Source organism: Planktothricoides raciborskii GIHE-MW2, from assembly GCF_040564635.1.
In the GTDB taxonomy this organism is placed as follows: Bacteria; Cyanobacteriota; Cyanobacteriia; order Cyanobacteriales; family Laspinemataceae; genus Planktothricoides; species Planktothricoides raciborskii.
Genome location: NZ_CP159837.1, coordinates 2,972,204 through 2,995,717 on the forward strand (window position 1 = coordinate 2,972,204; position 23,514 = coordinate 2,995,717).

The window sequence follows — 23,514 nt, forward strand, 5'->3', positions numbered from 1 at the left end:
TTTTTAGATTTACTTGACTAATGGGGTTGACATAATACAGTATGTGCTACATAATAATACATAGCCTTCCAGCACATAACCAGCACATAAAAGCACGATTTTATGGTTGAGACGGTCTATTGGTCGCAAGGTGCTTGGTCGGAAGGTGCTTGGTCGGAAGATGATTTGATGCAATTCAAGAGCGGTTTAAACTGGCGATCGCGATATCAAACCAGCTTGATTATTCCTGAACTCGCCAACCCCCAAAGAACCAAGAACAAATAACTGTCTAACAAATAACTAAAACTAAAATAGATGAATCATAAAAATCAGGATTTATTAAAAGTGCTTAATCGTCAGCCCTATCCTTTGCTATTTATAACCATTAGTGGCTCACATTTATATGGATTTTCATCGGCGGATTCGGATTATGATTTACGGGGGGTGCATATTTTACCCATCCGGGAAATTATTGGATTAAATCCCCCAAAAGAAACCATAGAAATCTGTGAAGTTCAAGAACATGGATTACCAGTTGATTTAGTCACTCACGAAATCAAAAAAATTTTTGGACTTTTTCTGAAAAAAAATGGCTATGTTTTAGAACATTTGTATTCACCTCTGGGGGTGATCCACACTCCGGCATCCGAAGAAATCAAAGAACTAGCCAAAAGTTTTATAACTCGTCACCACGCCCATCATTATCTGGGATTTGCTCGGAACCAATGGAAATTGTTTGCACAAGACAATCCACCCAAAATCAAGCCACTACTCTATGTATTCCGAGTTTTACTTACCGGGATTTATTTAATGCAAACTGGTAAAATAGAAGCAAATATTATCGAATTAAATCAAGAGTTTAATCTCAGTTATATTGCTGATTTAATTGCGAGAAAAACCGAGTCATTGGAAAAATCTGTCCTTGCCTTGACCTAGGCTTCTACGAATCAGAATTTCAGCGACTTTCCTGGGAATTAGAAAAAGCTTATGATAAAAGTCACTTACCGAATGAACGAAGTTCTAAAATTTTACTCAATGATTGGTTGATTAGAGTGAGATTAGAAAATTTTTCTGGTTTTAATTAACAAGATATTTTTCTGTCTAATTATTAAATTATAAGCAATTAATTATAAGCAATATTTATTTTTTTATTCAGTAATAATTAACCATTCAACAACAAAAAACAATTGGGGAATAAATATTAGACTAAAATTTTATCGTTATTTAACAATAATGATAAAATATCTAAATTAATTTATAAACAGGAGATGGAATAATGGCAAAATTAAATCAGATTATTGCGATAGAAAAAGGAATTAAAAGCCAGTCGGTTCAGCAAGTAGCCGAAACTCAACGGACACTGCAAAAGTATTCGTTATTTTCTGGGATTAGTCGCACCTATCGACCAAAAGATGAAGAAGGTGAACAACTTCCCCCAGAGTCAAATAAAGTTCAGGTGACGGCAGATGAGATTATTCACGAAACCCGAGAATTTTTGACGAAACTTTTTGATATTACTGCAACTAAAGACTGGACTAATTGCCATGCACGGGCTGATGTGGTGGTGAATGGTCAAACGTTGTTAACCCAAGTGCCGGTGAGTTATTTACTGTTTCTAGAAAAGCAGTTATCAGATTTACACGCTTTTATTAAAAAGTTACCAATTCTTGATGCTTCCGAGCGTTGGACGTTCGATCCAAATTCTGATTGTTGGGCTACCGAACCTGTGCAAACTTTGAAGACTTTTAAGATGCCGCGTAACCACGTTAAAGCGGAGGCGACGGAACATCACCCAGCCCAAGTTGAGGTTTATTATGAGGATGTGACGATTGGCTATTGGCGGACGGTAAAATTTTCTGGGGCTTTACCAGCCCAACGGATTCACGAGTTGTTGAATCGCTTAGAAAAGTTACAACAAGCGGTTAAGTTTGCCCGGGAAGAAGCAAATAATGCTGAAGCGGAAGAACAGAGAGTTGGAGACAGAATTTTTAATTATCTGTTTTCCTGATTTTTTTGGATAATTGCTCCGAAAATTGAATGAGGCTATTCCGCAAAGCGGATCGATCAAAGCGAATCGCGGCCTTATGTTATTAGAGCAAATTTATTCTGCAAGGAGCCCACGATAGTGGGCTTTTTTATGCCTGAAAAATTTTTGTCAAATTTGACAAAAATATCTAGATTTTCTTGTATTTTTTGATAATTTAAGCTATGATGATATGAGAGTACAAGCTAAAGCTAAACCTTTAACTTAAACCGTACTGACGTTACAGTGTAGGTTCGACTCCTACCCCTGCACAAGAAACCGGGTTTCTGCTTTAATTTATGCCGAAAATCAGAGTTTAAATTAAGAAACCCGGTTTCTGGACTCCGGGGTAGCCCAATTGGTAGAGGCGGCGTCCCGTACAAATTCAAAATCAGCTTATTACTCTAAGTTAAATATTCATCGCCGATCGCCTAAACAATCGTTGGGTTATTCCAGTGTCGAGATGCTGGCTCATCTCCAGCCTGGGGCTCCAACTTGCCCCGGTAGTTTAATTGGTAAAATACGACTTTAATTTTAAGCTAAACCCTGACTTAAATGTGAGGGCGTGTGCAAATGGGCGATATTTTAAGACCCGTAGCAGGACAGCGCTACGGGCCTTTGTTTTTGGTTGTTGGTTGGTGGTTATTGGTTGGTGGTTGTTGGTTGGTTGTTTGGGGGTGGAGGAAAAGTTAGGAATAACGAATGACAAATTTAAGTTAACGGTAGTAAAATTTCAAATTCAGTGCCCATCCCCAAGGTTGAGGTAAAGTTCAACTGACCACGGTGTTTTTCCGTGATAATTTGATGGCTAATGGCTAATCCTAATCCGGTTCCTTTCCCGACTGGCTTGGTGGTGAAGAAGTTGTCAAAAATTCGTTGCTGAATTTCTGGTTTGATGCCAGGGCCATTATCGGCAATTTTAATGGAAATCCAATGATTTTGGTTAATGATTTTTCTAGCGGTGGTAATTTCAATGGTTGGTTGCCAGCTATCTTCGGTGGCAGGCTTTTCGACTTTTTCCATTAAGGCATCTAAGGCATTGACAATTAGATTCATTAAGACTTGGCTGATTTGCCCAGAGTAGCAGTTGAATTCTGGTAATTCTGTGTAGTTTTTGTTGATTTTAATGCCTTTTCTGATGCGGTTGTTTAAAATTAATAGGGTGCTGTCTATACATTCATGCAGATTGGCCGGTTGACTTTGGTTGCCATCCATGTGCGAAAAGTTTCTCATGCCGTCGATAATTTTGGTTAAGCGATTAGTGGCTACGTCCAGGGTTTGCATCACTTTTGGCAAGTCTTCTTGTAAAAAATCAAACTCTATTTCTTCTTTGAGGTTGAGAATTGCTTCCGGTTCCGTTGATAACTCTTGTTTGTATGTATTGACTAGGGTTAGTAAGTCTTTAATGTAGTTGACTAAAAAGCCAATGTTGCCACTAATACATTGAACTGGGTTCCTAATTTCATGGGCAATTCCGGCAACCATTTGACCTAAGCTGGCGAGTTTTTCGGTTTGAATCAGTTGGGCTTTATTTTGTTCTTTGATTACTTTGGTGGCGAGTTCATGAATTTGTGATTGGGCGACTAAGAGTTGATGCACATCCAATATTCGGTGACATCCGGGCGTTAATTCAACGATAATCGGTTCATTGAGGAGTTCCGGCGATCGCTGTAACACCCGACGGGCAGCCATGACAATTAAGGTGTTTGCGGGAAATACGAAAAACTCCGATTGGGTAAACTTATGTAAAGTTTTTAAAGGTCGGCGGGAAAATAATTCTATTCCGTAAGGCCGACTCATGTGTTCTAAGAATTTCCACCGGGAAATTATACCGACTAATTGGTTGCGATCGCTTAAAATTACCCCTGGAATTAATGGATTGCTATAAAAAACTTGGGCGACTTCTTGACCGGGTTTTTCCCAGTCGATTTGAAAATCATAAAGCTCTAGTTGGTCAATGGTTGAGTCTAAGTGTAATTCTTTCTCTGGGGATGAGGGAGCGATCGCTCCCTGATGAGAATTTGGTGACGGATAAGTCTGGCAAGGAGCGGGGAAAGTTAATCCGACCATAAGTAAACCTCAAATATACAAATATAATTTTTTCTTTAGATTCATCGCTTAATCTTAATATTGAATTTTATCAAATTTATTGGCAAAAACGCAAATTTGCTCTTTTCTTTAATCAAAGATTAAATTTAACTATTGCTTTACTTATTTTTAACCCTTTGAAGCAAAAAAATACCTATGGGTTATAAACCTGTTTTTTATCCCACCAAAGAAATTAAGCAACATAAATTTATCTAAAAAAGCCGGTTTATTGACTTGGGGTTTTCAGTTGGCTATATGCTGCGGTTTGGTCAAGTTTGGTTAAAACCGCGATCGCCTCTTGTTTGATATTTTCCATAATTTCATCTCCTATCTATCTATATATGAATCAGGATAGTCCACAATCCGATGATAACTCTACACTATTTACTCTACTGTTTACTCTTTCCTTGGTGATGTTGGGTAACAGCCAATAGCCCAAGTACAAAAAACTGAAAAGCTGATAGCTAATAGCTGACCGCTGAATAGGTTCATATGTATGACAGTTATTCGTTATTCGTTGTTTGAGAGCAAGGGCGATCGCCCTGATTATCCTTTATAGGCTTCAAACATAGATTTCACGCAATAAAATTCAGCTTCTAACTCAGAAAATGCTTTTTCTGCTTTCAATAAAAAACCTTCATTGCCTAATTTTTGCAGGGTAAAACACAAATGATACATTTTTCTAATTCCTAAATTTTTTGTACTACCTTTCAACGTATGCACGGCATATCTGAATAGGGCAGAATCTTCAGTTTTAATCGATTGTTTAATCGTGGCTATTAACGAAGGAGTATCTTCTAAAAAAAAATCAATAAATTTTCCTATCAAATCATTATTTTCTTCCGAGGTTAATTCTTGGCGTAAATTTTCCAGCACAGTCCAATCTATGCTGGCAATTTCATCATAATTTATTTCTGTTTGTAACTCATTTTTAACAATATTATTCAAATTTAATTTTTCTGAATTCGCTGATAAACCAGACTGATTTGCTACCAATATATCGGCGGTGATAGTCTGAGAATCAGTAGAATTTGATCGCTCACTTAACTGCTCTAATACTGTTTGTAATAAATCAATATTAATCGGCTTTTTCAAATAATCATCCATGCCTGCTTCTAAACATTTCGTGCGTTCGGCATTAGTTCCCCCTGCGGTGATAGCAACAATCCAAGGTTTTTTTTTCGTGGCATAATTATGAGTATTGCCCTCTGCCCATTGATAACAAATTTGGCGAGTGGCTTCCAGTCCATCCATCTTGGGCATTTGTACATCCATCAGTACCAAATCATAAGGTTTTTCTTCCAAGGCCGCGATCGCCTCTAAACCATTTTTAGCTACATCAGCCTGATAACCCAAAGTGCGTAAAATTCGCAAAGCAACTTTTTGATTCACCACATTATCTTCCGCCAGCAAAATTCGCAATGGTAAGCGATCAGCTAACTTATCAGGTTGTGCCTTTTCGTCCGGTGGTTTATTGGGGGGATTTATCGTCGGTAATGGCACAAACAAATCCATCATCACTTGATAAACTTGAGTCAATTTAATCGGCTTTGTCAAACAAATAAACCAATCGATATCCGGTAACTTCACCGGACAATCCATAGCACTCATAATCACGATTTTTAGATGCGGTAAATATTTATCCTGATGAATTAAACGGGCTAAAGACAGTCCATCAATCTGTGGCATCAGCATATTCACAAATGCCACATCAAACTCATGTCCTTGTTGAATTAATTGCAAAGCTTCAATTCCCTTGATCGCTGCTGTAACAATCATCCCCCATCTTTCGGTTTGCTGGCGCAGTATTTCTCGACTGAATTGATGTGGATCGACAATCAATAGCCGTTTTCCTTGCAAAGCTGGCTGCCATTGATTCAGAGAATCAGAAGGATTGTCCAGAACCCCAAAAGTGATTGTAAAACTAAACGTTGAACCCACTCCTAATTGACTTTCTACCCAGAGTCTTCCGTTCATCCGTTGGATCAAGCGCTTACAAATCGCCAAACCTAAACCCATTCCTCCATATTCTCGGACATTCGAGCTATCTAATTGGGAAAAAGAACGAAATAGTTGATTAATTTTAGCTTCGGGAATTCCAATGCCCGTATCTCTAATAGAAAATTGAATTTCTTCGTAACGTTGGGATGGGATTGATCCACTGTTGGTTTGATTGCTTTCCAATGACCAATGCCCCAAATCCACCGAACTGACAGAAACCAAAATTTCTCCCTGTTCCGTAAATTTCACCGCATTGGCCAAAAGATTGACTAAAATTTGTCGCAACCGAGCATAATCCCCCAAAATATGAGTAGATGTGGGTGTCTCGATTTGATAAGCCAAATCAATTCCTTTCAGGGCTGCATTCACCGCCACCATATCGAGGGACTCTTCAATACATTGGCGCAAGTCAAATGACTGATGAGCTAACTGCAACTGACCGGCTTCGAGTTTGGAGAAATCCAAAATATCGTTAATCATTTGTAATAAAATGCCACCGCTTTGATGAATGGTGGCGACAAACTCTTGTTGCTGATAATTTAGTGGTGTTGCTTGCAACAAACTGGTCATCCCCAGCACTGCATTCATCGGTGTCAGGAGTTCGTGACTGATATTGGCCACAAACTCTGATTTGATTCGGGTTGCGGAGTATGCCTGCTCTAAACTGCTTTCCAGTTCAATATTTTGAGATTCTAATTGTGCGGATAATTCAGCAGCTTCGGTTTTGGCCGCTTCAATTTCTGTAATATATTCGTCGATCTCCCTTACCCCTGGATAAAAAATCAAAAAAGCTTCTAACAGCAACACCAACAAGGTGATGCTGAGTAATAACCATTGAATCTGAACGATTTTAGTTACCCGGGCTTGGGCTTCTTCCTCGTATTGATGCACGATCGCATCCATTCCCTGAAGAAAATTCGCTTCATGGTTGATAATTTTGGCGAGAAAAATCGAGAAATTTGGGGATTCAGCGGGAGAATTCCTGTTAGTTTTGCCTAGCTTCAATATGCTTTTAGCCGCATCGAGCATTGTGGTATGGGCAACGGCAATTTCGGCAAACATTTGCTTCACTTTGGCACTGTTGTTTCCCGTCAAACCCAAGGAAGCATCCCCATGTTGCAAGCCTTGATGAGATGTTTCCCACAGATCCACGACGGTTTGAAGTTCTTGCAGATAAGACCCCGCGATCGCCGGATCTTTGCTGGTTTGGATGGCTAGGGTGGCTTTGGTCAGTCGTTGACTGAGCATCCGTTGCCGTCCCGCAATGTTGATCGTCGCCGCATCACTATACTGACGTTTCGTAGAAAATTGAATGCTGACCTGTCCAGCGATTAAAAGCAGTGCCACAACAGTTAGAGCCTTAATATAGCGACTGATCAGAGTATCCGTCGGGGATTTGGGTTGCAATTGCATAGACATAATCATTCATTAATTAAAGATTCGTGCTTTATTGGTGATTTAATGGTCTGGATTGATTGGTACTAGAGACATTTGTCACCATGAGAATGCTTTTGTTTATTTTGTCCAGCTTCTTTGCTGACTTGTCTCTTTCTCCGATCTCAAACGCCGATCGCCTAACTTATAAAATAAACCATCAGGAGCGATCTGATCCTCCCTCATTCCAGATTATTCCCTGTTTTGCTCCCCAGAAAATCAATCCCATCAGTTTTGTTTGGTGCAGGCGATCGCGTTTATGCTGGAAAGAGATTCTCTCTGTGTTATTACTATCCGATCGCGGGTCAATCCCATCATCCCAACTTCATGCTAATCACTGACAAAATTCTCTTTAATTATCAACGCTGCCAAAGAAAATCATATATGAACCTTTATGGCAATCCGAGCGAACAGTCGCCCTTAAGCGATCTGATGGAAAAAATCCATCAAGATAGTTATGCTTACCGCCAAAGCATTCTAGATCAAGTGGCCTATCAAGAACCCTTGTATCAACCGGGGGACTGGTCTAGCGGCGCCCAGGCTACCTTAGACCTAATGAAACAAGGAGTTGACTGCATTGCTAACGGCGTGCTGCTAGTTGACGCCCACCCATTCCAGGAAGTTTCTGCCTTATCCTCCGTTGCCGAACCGATGAGTTTTTCTCATCGGGAAATGCCGATTTGGTTGCTGGGAGACTTAGACGGCGTGACTTTAGTCAGTTTTCCCAGCTTATTAATGAAAAAAACCGGGGCTTCTGACTTGGGAGATTGGTATTACCAACCCATTGATATTAAGTTTAGCAAACGACCCAAGCGCGATTATCAAATGATTGGCGCTTTTCATGCCCAGTTACTAGCGGCCATTCAAGGGTTATTGCCCGATGCTGGCTTAATTTTACGGGAGAAAGGACATTATTTTGTCGATGTGACCAAATGGCTGAACCTGATGCAGCAAACTTTTTTCGATTGTTTGCAAATGCTGCAAACCGCCACCGAACCAGAAGTTTTTATCAGCCGTCATCCTTGCGAAACTTGCCAATGGTATGACAGTTGTTATGCGATCGCCTCAGCAAATCGTCACCTTTCTCTATTGCCCGGAGTCACCCCTACTCGTTATCATGCTTTAAAACAACTCAACATTAACACTTGGGAAGCTTTGGCCGCAGCGAACCCCGTTGATTTGATTCCTTATTTTGAAGAAACTTGTCAGAATCATCCCGTTGAACAAGTGACTCAAGCAATTGTTTTACAAGCCCAAGCTTGCCTACAAAATCAGGCGATCGCTCTGACCAACTCTGAAAAACACTCTAATTCTTTTACCCCCGAACAATTGCCCGTCGCCCAGATTGAATTATATTTTGATATTGAAGCCCAACCGGAGCTAAATTTATCCTTTTTACATGGAGTTTTAAAAGTAGATCGCACCCAAACCACCCCAGATAATAAACCCCTAGAAACCTTTCATTATTTTCTGGCGGAGACACCGGCTGATGAAGGACTAATGTGGGAAAATTTTTTACAATTTGTCTGGGAATATCCCACCGCCCCGATTTTTCATTTTTGTCCCTATGAAGCCCAAGAAATTAAAAATCTGGCCAAACGATATCACACTCCTGCCAGCCGCTGGCGACCCATCATCCCTCGCTTAATTGATGTTCATGCCCTCGTCACCCGTCATGTGGTGATGCCCGTAGAAAGTTACTCCCTGAAAGCGATCGCTCGTTCCCTAGGGTTTCAATGGCGCGATCCAGCATCCAGCGGCGCTCAATGTATTGTTTGGTACGATCAATGGTTAAAAACTAAAACCGAAAATCTAGCTGATCCTGCCTCACAGACTAAGAATGAATATTTAGAATCCATTCTGATTTATAATGAAGATGACTGCCGAGCCACTTATGTGGTTAAAGATTGGCTGGTAAAATTTTTAACTTAGTTGTTTTTTGGTAGGGGCGTGGCGGAAAAGCGCCCCCTTGCGCCCGCTTGCGCCCCCAAAAATTAGTTATTTGTTATTGATTATTGTTTCTTATATTGTTGATTTTATTAATTAATTAATAACGAATAATCAATCAAAAAATAACTAAATAACCCATCGGAGGAAAAATTAAGTTGAATTATCAAAAAAATTTTTGGGCTATTTTCATTCTGACCACAGTTGCTTGCACCCAAGAACCATTAGCATCGCCAAAAGTTAGTCCTCCAGACCGGGAAATATCAGCAATTTCAGAAATTGTCGAAATGTCAGGATTAGAATTTATCGGCGAAGCAAGATTGCCCACGGGTTTAATTTATCAAAATACAGAATTAGGCGGAATTTCGGGGATTACTTATGATGCTAATCAGCAAAAATATTATGCGATTTCTGATGATCGCAGTCAAAAAGCTGCTGCTCGGTTTTATGGGCTAAAAATAGAATTATCACCCGTTCGGGTATTGCCAGAAATTAACGTAAATACTTTATTAGATGAATCGCAACAACCCTTTGCCCCTGGTACGCTAGATCCAGAGGCAATTGCTTTAAGTAATCAACAGACTTTATGGATTTCATCGGAGGGCGATTCCGCTTCATCGGATCGCTACGCGAATCGCAATGGACAAATTATCCCCTGGATCAAAGAATTTTCTCTGAAAGGGGAACATATCAAAACTTTACCTATACCCGAAAAATATATCCCATATGCCCAAAATACCAAAGGAGTCCGCAATAATTTATCCTTAGAAAGTTTAACGATTACTCCAAATCAACAATGGTTATTTACCGCCACAGAAAATGCCCTAATCCAAGATGGTTCACCGGCAGATATTAACCAAGGCAGTCCTAGCCGCATCTTACAATATAATTTGCTCACTAGAAAGCCAGAAAAAGAATTTCTTTATGTAACCGAACCTGTCGCCGATGCGCCCAATCCCCCAGAGAGTTTGCACACCAATGGTCTAGTGGAATTATTGGCGATCAATGAAACTCATTTGCTGAGTTTAGAGCGTTCTTATTCTAATGGCGTTGGCAATACCATTTTACTCTTTGAAGTGTCTTTAGCCAATGCCAGCGATATTCAAACAATTGATAGTCTCAGTTCGGTAGATATTAGTCAAATTAAACCGGCGGAAAAACGACTTTTATTAGATTTGCGATCGCTCAATATTCCCCTGGATAACATAGAAGCCATGACCTTTGGCCCAATTCTACCCGATGGGAGGCGATCGCTGATTTTAATTAGCGACAATAACTTTAATCCCCTTCAGGTGACACAAATCTTAGCTTTTGCCCTGAGTGATTAGTAGCAGAGGAGCAGAGGAGCAGGGGTGCGGGGGTGCGGGCTTCCCCACACCCCTGCACCCCTACACCGATGGCGGCCCCGCACCCCCGCTCCCCGTTCCCCGTTCCCCAAAAAACTGAATCAAAAAAATTTTTTGGCAAAAGGGTTGACAAACCAAAAAACATCTGCAATGATACTAAAGGCTTCAACAAGGGACTGTAGTTCAATTGGTTAGAGCACCGCCCTGTCACGGCGGAAGTTGCGGGTTCGAGCCCCGTCAGTCCCGTTCTAATCTAAATCTTAAAGAGTGAAAGTTTCAAGGTGAAAATATCAAAATCTTTGATATAGTTTCACCTCTTTTTCCCTCAATTAGATTTTTTACGGGCATCAGAGATCAACCGAAACGACGATATATCAAGGGTTAGAACCCCTTCAGTCCCGTTATAAGGTAAGATAAATAGTCTATCTTATTCAGAGAGTAATCAAGTGACGGTTAGAGTTCGGATTGCTCCCAGTCCTACTGGGAATTTACACATCGGCACAGCGAGAACCGCTGTATTTAACTGGCTGTTTGCCCGCCATTATGGTGGTCAATTTATTTTACGGATTGAAGATACCGATACGGAGCGATCGCGCCCGGAATATACCCAGAACATTCTCGATGGACTCACTTGGCTGGGTTTAACCTGGGATGAAGGACCATTCTTTCAGTCAGAACGGCTGGAATTGTATCGGGATGCCATTAAAACCCTTCTGGATCGGGGTCTAGCTTACAAATGCTACTGCACCCCAGAAGAACTGGAGCTTATGCGATCGGCGCAAGTGGCTGCGGGAGAAGCCCCTCGGTATGACAATCGTCACCGGAATTTGACCCGCCAACAACGGGCGGATTTTGAAGCTGAAGGGCGCACCGCTGTGATTCGCTTTAAAATCGACGACGATCAGATCATTCGCTGGAATGACTTAGTACGAGGTCAGGTAGTTTGGAAAGCCAGTGACCTCGGTGGCGATATGGTGATTGCTCGCGCTGCCACCGCTGGTGATATCGGGCAACCGCTATATAATTTCGCGGTGGTCGTGGATGACATAGATATGAAAATTACCCATGTGATTCGTGGGGAAGACCACATTGCCAACACCGCCAAACAAATTTTGCTTTACGAAGCGTTTGGGGCAACAGTGCCACAGTTTGCCCATACCCCGCTGATTCTGAATCAATCGGGTCAAAAACTCTCAAAACGCGATGGGGTGACATCGATCGCCGACTTTCAGGGGATGGGTTTCGCCGCTGAGGGGTTGGTCAATTATATGACCTTGCTGGGATGGTCGCCCCCGGATAACCAAGAAATTTTTACTCTGCCAGAAGCAGCCACTAAGTTTAGCTTTGAACGAGTCAATAAAGCTGGGGCTAAATTTGACTGGGATAAGTTGGATTGGATTAATAGTCAATATCTCCATGCTATGCCCGCAGAGAAATTAACCGACTTGTTAATTCCTTACTGGCAGGAAGCTGGATATGCCTTTGATCCAGTAAGCGATCGCCCCTGGTTAGAAAAACTAGCCGCCCTGATTGGCCCAAGTCTGACTCGTTTAAAAGATAGTGTAGAACTGAGTCGGATATTCTTCGTCGAGTCCGTTGAACTGAACGAAGAAGCCCAACAACAACTGGAACAACCGGGCGCGATCGAGGCAGTCAACGCTATACTAGGATCGCTGGATCTGGCTCAACCTTGGACCGATGACTTAGCCCAAGATATGATCAAGGGCGTCACCAAAGAGCAAAAAGTCAAAAAAGGACTGGTGATGCGATCGCTGCGAGTTGCCCTCACAGGGGAAGTTCACGGCCCTGACCTGATCCAATCTTGGGGACTACTCCACCAAAAAGGGTTAGATCGAACCCGCTTGGCAACAGTCTTAAAGGTTGATCCAACAGAAGCCAACCCCGTAATGGAAAATCCTTCTGTGGCAGAAGCCGAAAACAACTCCCAGACTGAGGCCGTTACGGAGCCAGTTTCAGAACCCTCGGTCTCAGACAACCTGGTGACTGAGGTTGAGGCAGCAACCCCTGCCACTCCATCAGCGGTTACAGACGTAGTGGAAACATTCCCTACTCCCAAAATATCTAGACAAGAAGCAGAATTGGCCGAAAGCCCTAGCGGAGAAATCTCTGACCAACAGGAAGCAGAATTGGCCGAAAATGCTACCCCGGAAACACCTAAAGAGGAAGAAGTCGTGACTGAAACTCCTACCCCGGAAACACTTAAAGAGGAAGAAGTAGAATCATCTGGCTTTGAAGCATCAGCATCTATCGATGAATTCACCGCTTCCCCACCATCCGCATCTCAAGATCAAATCAAAAATATCGGCCAAACCATCGTCGAGGTTTTATCCAATCTACCTGGTTATGTCACCACCTTTTTTGGTGAATACCAAAAGCCATTAATTACCATTGGTTTAATTGTGGTCGCATTAGTCAGCATCAAAGTTTTGGTGGCTGTACTAAATGTGTTTAACACCATTCCACTGGTAGCCCCAACCCTGGAACTGGTTGGCATAGCCTACTCACTCTGGTTTGTTTACCGTTACTTACTCAAATCATCTACCCGCCAAGAATTATCAGATCAGATAACGGCTTTCATCGAACAAATTGCTGGCCAAAATTCCTCCAACTCCTAATTATCGGAATTGTTTTGAGGCGGTCAATATTGTCGTTGTTGTTCTGGTCTGTGTCATCACTGGTGATATCATTCATCACCCGATCCACCCTGGTTCATAGAAACCAAATCTAAATGTTTAGGCTTTGAGGGGAAAAGCCTAAACATTTGTACCATCCCCTCACACTTCTTATGTCACTGAAGATCCAATCGTCGCAATGGTAACGAACCATTGAATGCGAGGTGATAATAGGTGAACAAAATCCTCATCATTATTTGCTATATTTTGCTAAATCTGGTTATAATTTACCATGTCACCTAGTAACAATTCCTTTCGGAAACAGTCCGGTAGATCGAATGCCAGTTGAAGTGAAAACCCTGGATGTCACCAGTATCCATACACTCAACAAAAAAATGGTAGATCTACCCCTCTGAGAAAAGAAAAAGGGGAAGAAGGGTAATAACGCGCTAATCCTTAAAGGATTAGCTTTGATGGCAGCGTCCTTCACCCTTAAAGGTGATGCCTTACCTAGATTAAGTTGGCTTAGTTATGAGCAGATTTGGTCAGGTTAAATGCTGCACACGATCACTCTAGATGCATAAACATAGACCATTATCGTTAATATGGGCGCACACCCGTGCGCCCATATTATCAATTACAATTGCCCTAATCCTAGTTTTTCATGGCTTCTGGCGCACGCCAGCCGGTCAAACACAAACATCTTTAGCCCAAGAAACCACCAAGAAACCCCGTGAAGATCCGAGAAATCTGGGCATCTTTGAAAATATCACCATTAGCCCTCGGTTTTCTCCAGATCCGATTATCATTCGGGGGATTAGTGGTGGTTCAATTCCTGCCGCTAGAATAGCGGGTCGCGACCAGTCAATCACCGGCCCTTGTGTCGGGTTGATTGATGAAGAACCGGATCACCGTTTAGAATTAACCTCATTTTTCAACTATCTTAGTCTTCAGGTAGAAAGCGCACAAGATACCACTTTAGTGATCCGTGGTCCCGGTGGCAGTTGGTGTAATGATGATTTTGAAGGGAATAAAAATCCCGGAATTGCTGGTCAATGGCAAAAAGGCATTTATGAAGTTTGGATCGGTTCTTACACTTCAGAAGAATACTATCCATATACGATCAGAATTACTGGCGCCCCACTGCTCAACCCGGCTCCCTTTGGTCGATAATCTCAAGAATTCGGCCTTGATTTTTCTCCTTTCTGAGTTTTTTGGAGAATTTTTATTTTTTTCTTTTAGTTGCAAGTTAGCTACATGATATATATCAATAAGTCTTGACTAGATTACGACTAATTTGAGGAGCAACCGTTAAATCATCTCAGACATTGGCGACGATTCACCGAATATATCATCGGCAAAATGTATTAAATAGTTATGAAAAAAATTAGCGGTGGGCTAGATGTTTTCGGGAATAGATCGGACCTGCCCCGACCATTAATCAGTAATTATCCAGGATATCGTGGATAATCTAGACAAAATAATCGCCCTAGGGCATCATCCCCGGTTTGGCAACGGTTTCTGGGAATGATTTCAGTTGAGTATATGACAAGCGAGAAAAAAAATAGCACAAAATAGGACAAAGCAGTTGCCCTAAGTATGAGAATTACGTTAAATTATATTAAGATTTAGCCGGGAACTTGTAACGGATGCAAGTCCCTACACCCGACGATCGCCTCTATGGGGCGAATCGCGCCAAAATGCCATGTTGTCAGGGCGACATAAATTCTCATTTACGAATTTGGTTAAAAACCCGACCGGATCAAAAAAAACTAGCTGTTCTACTTTGTATATAGAGACCATCGCTTATGAAAGCTTCCTGGAGAATCATCTTACTTTGGGCATTACCTGCATTAGTCATTGGATTTTTTGTGTGGCAAAGCGCATTTGCTCCAACTGGCGCTGAGTTGACGCAAAATACCGCCAGTGCGCGGATGAGCTATGGCCGATTTTTAGAATATCTGGACGTGGGTCGAGTCACCAGCGTCGATCTATTTGACAGCGGTCGCACCGCTATTGTTGAAGCGGTCGATCCAGATTTGGATAACCGAGTTCAGCGTTTCCGGGTGGACTTACCGGGGAATGCGCCCGAACTGATTAGCCGTCTGCGAGAATCGGAAATTAGTTTTGATATTCATCCGATGTCTAACAATGGCGCAATTTTAGGCATTTTAGGCAATTTAATTTTCCCCGTTTTGTTAATCGCTGGATTGTTCTTCCTATTTCGTCGTTCCAATGGCGTTCCTGGCGGCCCAGGTCAAGCCATGAACTTTGCTAAATCTAAGGCACGGTTCCAAATGGAAGCCAAAACCGGCGTGATGTTTGATGATGTAGCCGGAATTGAAGAAGCTAAAGAAGAACTCCAGGAAGTGGTGACTTTTCTGAAAAAGCCCGAACGGTTTACCGCTGTGGGTGCGCGTATTCCCAAAGGGGTGCTGTTAGTCGGCCCGCCGGGAACCGGGAAAACTCTGTTGGCTAAGGCGATCGCTGGTGAAGCAGGCGTACCTTTCTTCAGTATTTCTGGTTCTGAATTTGTGGAAATGTTTGTCGGGGTTGGGGCGTCTCGCGTCCGTGACCTGTTCAAGAAAGCCAAAGAAAATGCTCCTTGCATCATCTTTATTGATGAAATTGACGCCGTAGGTCGTCAACGGGGTGCCGGTATTGGCGGTGGTAACGATGAACGGGAACAAACTCTCAACCAGTTACTTACGGAAATGGATGGGTTTGAAGGCAATACTGGGATTATTATTATTGCCGCTACCAACCGCCCAGATGTGCTGGATTCGGCTTTGTTGCGTCCCGGTCGCTTTGACCGTCAAGTCACTGTGGATACCCCAGATATTAAGGGTCGCTTAGAAATCTTGGATGTCCACGCTCGGAATAAGAAATTGTCCGATGAAATTTCTTTGGAGGCGATCGCTCGTCGGACTCCTGGTTTTACGGGTGCTGACCTGGCTAACCTGCTCAACGAAGCCGCCATTCTCACCGCCCGTCGCCGCAAAGAAGCGATTACCATGCTGGAAATTGATGATGCCGTTGATCGCGTCATCGCCGGGATGGAAGGCACTCCCCTAGTGGACAGCAAGAGCAAACGCTTGATTGCTTATCACGAAGTTGGACACGCGATCGTGGGCACCCTGGTCAAAGATCACGACCCCGTACAAAAAGTCACCTTAATTCCTCGTGGACAAGCCCAAGGTCTGACCTGGTTCACCCCTGGGGAAGAGCAGTTTCTCATTTCCAAATCTCAACTCATGGCTCGGATCATGGGTGCTCTGGGCGGTCGGGTCGCCGAACAAGTCATCTTTGGGGATGCGGAAGTCACCACCGGCGCCGGAAATGACCTGCAACAAGTCACCGGAATGGCTCGCCAAATGGTGACTCGCTTCGGGATGTCAGATTTAGGCCCCTTATCTTTAGAAACCCAACAAGGTGAAGTGTTCTTAGGTCGGGATTTAATGACCCGTTCGGAATACTCTGAGGAAATTGCCGCCCGCATTGATGCTCAGGTGCGAAGCATTGTCGAACATTGCTACGACATGACCACCAAAATCATCAAAGACAACCGGGTAGTCATGGATCGCTTAGTGGATTTATTGGTGGAAAAAGAAACCATTGACGGTGAAGAATTCCGTCAAATCGTGGCTGAATACACCAATGTTCCCGAAAAAGAGCAGTTTGTGCCCCAACTGTAGAGTAGCTTCCGGGGCTTCCGGGGCTTCCGGAGCTTCCGGGGCTTCCGGATCTTCCGGAGCTTCCGGGGCTTCCGGATCTTCCGGAGCAGAGGGGAGAGTGAATAGTGAATGGTGAATAGTGAATGCGGTTTTTAGATTAATAAACCACAGCCGGATGGGATTTCTATCTCCGCCTCATAGAGCAAGTCGGTTAAAACCGACTAGGAAGCTTATACCGTTTCTAATTAATAATGCAACTTCTTTGGGCGCGGCGGCTTGCGCCCAAATTAACCTAGTAAATGTAGCAATAATTTTTAAAATTGGTTTTATATTAAAAGAATTTTAGTCGGTTAAAACCGACTGTAGGGGTTGTATGTCACTATACCATCGCGAACTGCTATATTTTTTTGGCAAAAAACCGATATGGTTGTTATTGGTTATTAGTTAGTTGTTATTTGTGGTTATTGGCTCGTTGACCCCGTACCAGTCAGCCAACAACCAATAACCAACAACCAATAACCCCACCTTAGAAGGGTGGGCTAGGGGGGCTAGGGGGGGCAACAACCAACAACCAATAACCAACAACCAGTAACAAATTAATAATGGCTGCCAGTATTGCGATAATGCACGGCAGTTACGCCGTTGTCGTTGAGTAGTTTGCCATTTTCAACCACCGCATAGATCACCCAATGATCGCCACATTCGATGCGGTCTTTGACCACGCATTCTAAATACGCCAGAGCGTCCATCAAAATGGGACAACCATTTGCTGCTTCCGTGGTGTTTAAGCCACTAAAACGGTCTTCCCCTGGGGCAAAGCGTTTCATAAAATGCTTTCGCAATTGCCGACCTTCGGCCAAGATATTTAAAACAAATTTATCCCCATTATGAGTTAGGGATTCCATTGCCCGGTCTTTGGCTACGGCAATGGTCAGTCCGGGGGGATTAAAGGTGGCTTGGGAAACCCAAGAGGCTAACATTCCGCTGGTGACATCTCCCCGTTTGACGGAAACAACGCACAGGGAACCGACGATGCGACCTACAGCTTGGGCGGTGCGATCGCTTCCTCCGGCAGTCACCGAGGGTTTGGCGGTGCGGAGTTTCTGCGATCGCTTCAGGGTTTGGGCAAAGTCAATGGCGGCTTCCTCGCAGGTTTGCAAAGTAACATCGGTGGGGGTAAATTTGACGCGAATGGGGTCAAAGCCAAATTGATAGCCCGCGTCTTTTAGTTTGCTTTCCAGTAAGTCGATCGCTTCCCCACTCCAACCAAACGATCCAAACACCCCGGCTAATTTATTTTTGGCTGCCGTATTCAGGACAATTCCTAATGCACTTTGAATTTGGGTAGGGGCATGACCTCCCAGGGTGGGCGAACCAATAATAAATCCGTCGCATTGTTCGATCGTCGCTTGAATTTCTGATGCTTGGGCAGATTCACAGTTAATAGAATCTACATCAATTCCCGCACGAGTTAAGCCTTTGGCGATCGCCCCGGCAACGGTGGCCGTATTGCCATAAGCGGAAGCATAAAGTAAGGCAACTTTTAACGTTTGTGACTTTTGTTGACTACACCATTCGCGATAATTTCTGGTTAATTCTGTCATCCCATAGCGAACTAATGGGCCGTGACCGGGGGCATATAGTTTAATCGCCGGTAAATCGGCGATTTTATCCAGCGTTGCCATCACTTGTTTCGCTTGGGGGGCGTGCAAACAATCAAAATAAAAACGCCGATCTTCGTCATAAATTGTCCAGCCTTCATCGGCAATTTGATCCCCGCAAATATGAGCGCCAAAAAACTTATCGGTAAATAGTATTTGGGTCAGGGGATCGTAAGTGATTAAACTATCGGGCCATTTGGGGGTGGGGTTGGCAATAAATTGTAATTGATGGCCTTGACCTAAATCGAGGGTATCTTCCCCTCGGACTACTTGAATATTTAATGTTTCTTCGGCAAAATATTCTCGTAGTTTAATCGCCGCTGGATTGGAGCAAACAAAAGTAATTTGCGGCGACAAGGCCAATAAAGCTTTTAAAGTTGCTCCCCGATTGGTATTGAAATGTTGAATAATCACATAATTCAACGAATTCCAATCTAACCGTAACTGCAAAGATTCCAGATAATTTTCGGTGAATGATTCCCCCGGAGGGTCAATGATGGCGCTTTGGTCAGCTTGAATCAGATAACTATTGGCGGTGGTGCCTTTGCCTAAGCTATATTCTACTTCAAATTTTAAGCGATCCCAAGTGCGCGATCGCAAAATCTTCGTTTCTCGTTCTATAACGGCAATTTGTAAATCTTTTGGTTTGGTATTTTCTGTCATAAATTCACCAGAATTATTGGCTAATATGTCAATCAAAGAGGATAGAGGATAGAGGATGCATAGGAAAGAGAAGAGAGGAAAGAAAATAGAGAATAGAGGAAAGATATTCTCTCTTCTCTCTTCTCTCTTCTCTCTTCTAGGCATCTCTATTTTGGCAATTAGTAATGATTGCCCACTTTACGGTGGTGAACCGCTGGAGAAGCATCGGGGTTGCTCACCCGACCATCGTCAACGGTGGCATAGACAATCCAGTGATCGCTTAAATCCATCCGTGTGGCCACTTCGCATTCGAGATAAGCCACCGCTTCACTAAGAATGGGAGAACCATTTTTCGCCGGTTGGGTTTTCACTCCGGCAAAGCGATCGGCCCCTGGGGCAAACCGCTTTAAAAAGTGCTTCATTAAGCCTTGATAGTTATCTTCAGCGAGGACATTGAGAACAAAGGTATCGCCTACTTGCATCAGGGCTTCGATCGCCCGGTCTTTGGCCACAGCAATGGTAATTCCCAAGGGTTCAAAACTGGCTTGAGATACCCAAGAAGCCAACATCGCACTATTCAAATCGCCTTTTTTGGCGGTAATAATATAAAGTCCGCCGCTGATGCGTCCTAACGCTTTATCCAACTCACTATCGAGGGACTTCATTTGTTTGATTGCTTTCTTCAGTCCCACCTGTTGGCCTATATCTGTTCCCGCTTCATCACACTGTTGATAAGTGGCTTCCGTGGGAACTTCTTTGATCTGAATATTCGGAAAGATTTGTTTCAATCCCAACTCTTTAAAATCATTTTGCAGGGGATAAATTGATAGGTCATTGCCACCCCCAGATTCAAACAAACCAAAGACTTGCTTTTTATTTACCGACGCTTTGATGGTGCCGATCGCCGCTTCCGCAATGTCTGCACCAACCACCCCGGAAATTGGTGGCGAACCGATGACGATACCTGCGGCTTCACTGGCTAATTCTCGGACTTCGTAGATATCAGCAGTCCGTAAATCTAGCATTTCCACCGCCACCCCGGTTTTGGTGATACCGTGGGCGATCGCTTGGGAGAGGCGATCGCTATAGCCATAGTCAGAGAAGTAAAACACCGCCACGGTGGTTTCCCCTTGGGTTTGGGTTTCACTCCAGGTTTGGTAACGGCGCACCAATTCTTGTAAATTGTGCCGCAACAGTGGCCCGTGACCAGTGCAAATGGTGGTAATTTCACCCAAAGTTTCCATGCGTTTGATGGCACCGAGTACGGACCGAGCATTGGGAGCCATTAAGCATTCATAGTAAAAGTGGTAGTCCGCTTCAATGGCTTTGAGGTTTTCATCGTAAGTATGATCCGAGCAATAGTGCATCCCAAACACATCACAAGTGTACAGGGTTTGGGTTTTGCGATCGTAGCTCAAAATGGTGTCCGGCCAATGGAGGTTGGGCGCGGAAACAAATTCAATCACGTGACCGTTGCCTAAATCCAAGGTATCGCCGCTTTTTACTTGGATGCGTTCAAAAGACCTGTGAATAAAGCCTTCCAAAAATTGAATCGCCACTTTAGACGCCACCACGGTAATCTGTGGGGCCAGTTCCAGCAAGTCTTTTACCAAACCACTGTGGTCGGGTTCCGTGTGGCTGATAATTAAATAATCAATCTCCTGGGGGTCAATCAAGCCTTTCAATATGGCGAGATATTGCTCGCGGAACTTGGCATGAGAGGTATCAACCAGGGCAGTTTTTTCCCCGCGAATTAAAAACGAGTTGTAAGTAGTGCCATTTTGTAGACCAAATTCAATGTCAAAGCGATCGCGATCCCAGTCCAGACAGCGAATAGTCTGGGTATTCTCGGCGATCGCTTCAGTGGCGATCGTCAGTCTGGGTTGGGCCTTCTCGGCAAGCATTACCATCTATGGCCTCCTAAAGAGTGATTTTGTTTATCTGCTGCATTTATTGTTACATATCGTAACATATAATGTATGCTTAAATATTTTATGATTTTGATAAAGTTAATTTAACTTACGCGCCAATTCCTCAGCATATCAGCATAATCAGAGATTAAAGGATATCGAAGGCGATCGCTTCGGCGTTGCGGATGCAACCGAAGCGATCACGTTGCGTAGCAATCTCGCACTGAATATTCCATTAGAGGTGGGAAAAAATTAGAAATCATTATTTGATAGATAATCCAACTCACTTCGACACTGAATCCCTTCGACACTGAATGTATGCCCTGAATGTATGCCCTGAATGTAAACATTCTTGCCTAAATCATAAACCAAAGGAGAAATGATTATTGCTTTTGCTGCCTATTTTTGCGGATTTTTTTTGCGTAAGTTGGGTTTGACTTCGTGCCAGCCAACCTAAAAATACGAGAGATTTTGGTTGACATTCGTCGATCAACGATTCCAGGATATTTAATTTTATTGTAAAACTTATTGTAAAACTTCATTCGATGAATTCAGAAAAATTAGAGCGAATCCAAAATGAGTACAAGACAGGTCGCTATGCCTTTGAACGCGGTCAGTACCGCCAAGCCATCAAACACCTAGAAACGGCGACTGGTTTGGTGGAAAAAACCACTCGGTTTGGCGGCGAAGTGCAAATATGGTTGGTGACGGCTTATGAAGCATCAGGAGAAGGGGCAAAAGCGATCGCCCTTTGTCAAACACTGACTCGTCATCCTTATATTGAAACCCGCAAACAAGCCCGTCGGTTATTGGCAATTTTAGAAGCACCCCAATTGCGGATGCACCCAGAATGGCGGGTAGAAATTCCCGATTTGAGTAAACTCGATGAAAGTGAGGCCAAATTTCGCCAAGTCAGCGAAGCCCCAAAGCCCAAACGCCGGGAACCCAAGCGCCCGCCTGCGGAACCCGAACCCGTGGATCTGTCCCAAGTGAATACCAAAGATAATCAATTTATTTGGGTCGCCCTTGGTGCCAGTGTGCTGATTTTAGGTGGGTTAATCTGGTTTAGTTAACCACCTCGCTGCGATCGGGGCGGAGAAATTTCTCGGACATAAATATTACCGGCATTTGATCGTTATTTTTGATCTAGCCTGAGTGACCGGGGATAAACTCACTTGACAACCGCACCTACAAGGTAAAATGACACACAAGAATGCTTGTACTAGAACAGGAAATCCCTAGGACACCCCTGATCGCGCTGTACAGCAATAAACAGATAACCCCAAATTGATGAAAAAACCGACAGCGCTAGTTTCCTGTAAAAGATTCATCTGGAAAGTTATCTGTAGCGTGTGGAACCCGACAATTTAAACTGTCGTCCACCGGAAATTCTGGCGACCTTATATTTTAAAACAGTTAAAACAGCTTTCATGGACACCGAAGCTTTTAGTGAGCTATTTCCCCTCTTTAATTCCGCCAATCCAGAAACCTTGGAATGGCTATCGTCTGTCACCGATGAACACGAATATCCAGCCAACCGAGCCGTCTTAATGGAAGATTCCTGGGGCAATGCCGTTTACTTTGTGGCATCGGGCTGGGTGAAAGTTAGACGACTTTCTGGAGATAGTGTGGTGACATTGGCCATTTTAGGTCGAGGTGATTTCTTTGGCGAAATGGCAATTTTAGATGAATCGCCTCGTTCTACGGATGTAATTGCTTTATCTCCTGTGGAGTTACTCAGCCTCTCGGCCCAGAGATTTATTCAGATTTTGTTTAAAGACGCTCAACTTCATCATCGAATGTTGCAGCTAATGGTCAAGCGACTGCGGCAAACAAACTTGCGGTTTCAAATCCGTAACCGTCCCCCAGCGGTTAAGTTGGCTAATACTTTGGTGAATTTAGCTGAAAACTATGGTCAACCCACGGAGAAAGGAACGGAAATTTATAATATTCCTTTCACAGATTTGGCCGATGTCACCGATATCGGTTTGGAAGAAACCAAAAAAATTATGCAAAAGTTACTGGATAAAGGCTGGATCAAAATTGATGAGTCACAAAAGGCTATGTATTTAATTAATCTGAAGCAGTTAACTCAGTTAGCTGGCCACGTTTAATCTGCTTCTTCTGAACAGAACTGACTGGACTAACACAAAAACCCGGTTTATTCCTTCACCTT

General features: G+C 43.3%; 14 protein-coding genes, 1 tRNA gene and 1 pseudogene. 12 read left to right on the top strand and 4 right to left on the bottom strand.

Annotated features, from left to right (window positions below; genetic code table 11):
- Positions 1-102 precede the first annotated feature (102 nt).
- From ABWT76_RS12575 to ABWT76_RS12585, 3 genes are all read left to right on the top strand, one after another.
- Complete coding sequence (locus ABWT76_RS12575; protein ID WP_354636202.1) at positions 103-264, top strand: hypothetical protein; 162 nt, start codon at positions 103-105, stop codon at positions 262-264.
- Between the two features lie 30 nt (positions 265-294).
- Entirely contained in the window at positions 295-915 is a 621-nt protein-coding gene (locus ABWT76_RS12580) for a DNA polymerase beta superfamily protein (protein WP_354636203.1), read from the top strand.
- 340 nt (positions 916-1,255) lie between these two features.
- On the top strand, positions 1,256-1,987 hold the full coding sequence (locus ABWT76_RS12585; protein WP_054469100.1) for a hypothetical protein: 732 nt from the start codon (positions 1,256-1,258) through the stop codon (positions 1,985-1,987).
- Between the two features lie 726 nt (positions 1,988-2,713).
- Here ABWT76_RS12585 and ABWT76_RS12590 read toward each other — a convergent pair.
- Together ABWT76_RS12590 and ABWT76_RS12595 are read right to left on the bottom strand one after the other, a co-directional pair.
- Positions 2,714-4,072, bottom strand: coding sequence for an ATP-binding protein (locus tag ABWT76_RS12590; protein ID WP_354636204.1), 1,359 nt, complete (start codon positions 4,070-4,072; stop codon positions 2,714-2,716).
- A gap of 564 nt (positions 4,073-4,636) precedes the next feature.
- Complete coding sequence (locus tag ABWT76_RS12595; protein WP_190880197.1) at positions 4,637-7,510, bottom strand: response regulator; 2,874 nt, start codon at positions 7,508-7,510, stop codon at positions 4,637-4,639.
- Between the two features lie 342 nt (positions 7,511-7,852).
- On the opposite strand from ABWT76_RS12595, the gene ABWT76_RS12600 reads away from it, so the two are divergent.
- The 7 genes and pseudogenes from ABWT76_RS12600 to ftsH2 all read left to right on the top strand — a co-directional run bounded on the left by ABWT76_RS12600 (position 7,853) and on the right by ftsH2 (position 17,146).
- Positions 7,853-9,457 carry a TM0106 family RecB-like putative nuclease gene (locus tag ABWT76_RS12600; RefSeq protein WP_072160886.1) on the top strand — a complete coding sequence of 535 codons (1,605 nt, stop codon included), beginning with the start codon at positions 7,853-7,855 and terminating at the stop codon, positions 9,455-9,457.
- Between the two features lie 173 nt (positions 9,458-9,630).
- Entirely contained in the window at positions 9,631-10,800 is a 1,170-nt protein-coding gene (locus ABWT76_RS12605; protein ID WP_354636205.1) for an esterase-like activity of phytase family protein, read from the top strand.
- A 190-nt stretch (positions 10,801-10,990) separates the two neighbouring features.
- Positions 10,991-11,064 (top strand) — tRNA-Asp (locus ABWT76_RS12610).
- A gap of 200 nt (positions 11,065-11,264) precedes the next feature.
- Positions 11,265-12,695 (top strand): annotated as a pseudogene (gene gltX / locus ABWT76_RS12615) (glutamate--tRNA ligase); the annotation flags it as partial.
- Positions 12,696-12,725: 30 nt separating this feature from the next.
- Entirely contained in the window at positions 12,726-13,454 is a 729-nt protein-coding gene (locus ABWT76_RS30680) for a CAAD domain-containing protein (protein ID WP_375341525.1), read from the top strand.
- Between the two features lie 573 nt (positions 13,455-14,027).
- The gene (locus ABWT76_RS12620; RefSeq protein WP_054469104.1) at positions 14,028-14,624 is read left to right on the top strand and encodes a hypothetical protein; all 597 of its coding nucleotides are present in this window, start codon (positions 14,028-14,030) and stop codon (positions 14,622-14,624) included.
- Between the two features lie 635 nt (positions 14,625-15,259).
- Positions 15,260-17,146, top strand: coding sequence for an ATP-dependent zinc metalloprotease FtsH2 (gene ftsH2 / locus ABWT76_RS12625; protein ID WP_054469105.1), 1,887 nt, complete (start codon positions 15,260-15,262; stop codon positions 17,144-17,146).
- Between the two features lie 575 nt (positions 17,147-17,721).
- Here the strand turns inward: ftsH2 and ABWT76_RS12630 are convergent.
- The gene (locus ABWT76_RS12630) at positions 17,722-19,449 is read right to left on the bottom strand and encodes a diflavin flavoprotein (protein ID WP_054469106.1); all 1,728 of its coding nucleotides are present in this window, start codon (positions 19,447-19,449) and stop codon (positions 17,722-17,724) included.
- A 158-nt stretch (positions 19,450-19,607) separates the two neighbouring features.
- The gene (locus tag ABWT76_RS12635; RefSeq protein ID WP_054469107.1) at positions 19,608-21,338 is read right to left on the bottom strand and encodes a diflavin flavoprotein; all 1,731 of its coding nucleotides are present in this window, start codon (positions 21,336-21,338) and stop codon (positions 19,608-19,610) included.
- A 545-nt stretch (positions 21,339-21,883) separates the two neighbouring features.
- Here ABWT76_RS12635 and ABWT76_RS12640 point away from each other — a divergent pair.
- On the top strand, positions 21,884-22,411 hold the full coding sequence (locus ABWT76_RS12640) for a tetratricopeptide repeat protein (RefSeq protein WP_054469108.1): 528 nt from the start codon (positions 21,884-21,886) through the stop codon (positions 22,409-22,411).
- A gap of 357 nt (positions 22,412-22,768) precedes the next feature.
- The gene (locus tag ABWT76_RS12645) at positions 22,769-23,452 is read left to right on the top strand and encodes a Crp/Fnr family transcriptional regulator (protein WP_054469128.1); all 684 of its coding nucleotides are present in this window, start codon (positions 22,769-22,771) and stop codon (positions 23,450-23,452) included.
- Positions 23,453-23,514: the final 62 nt, after the last annotated feature.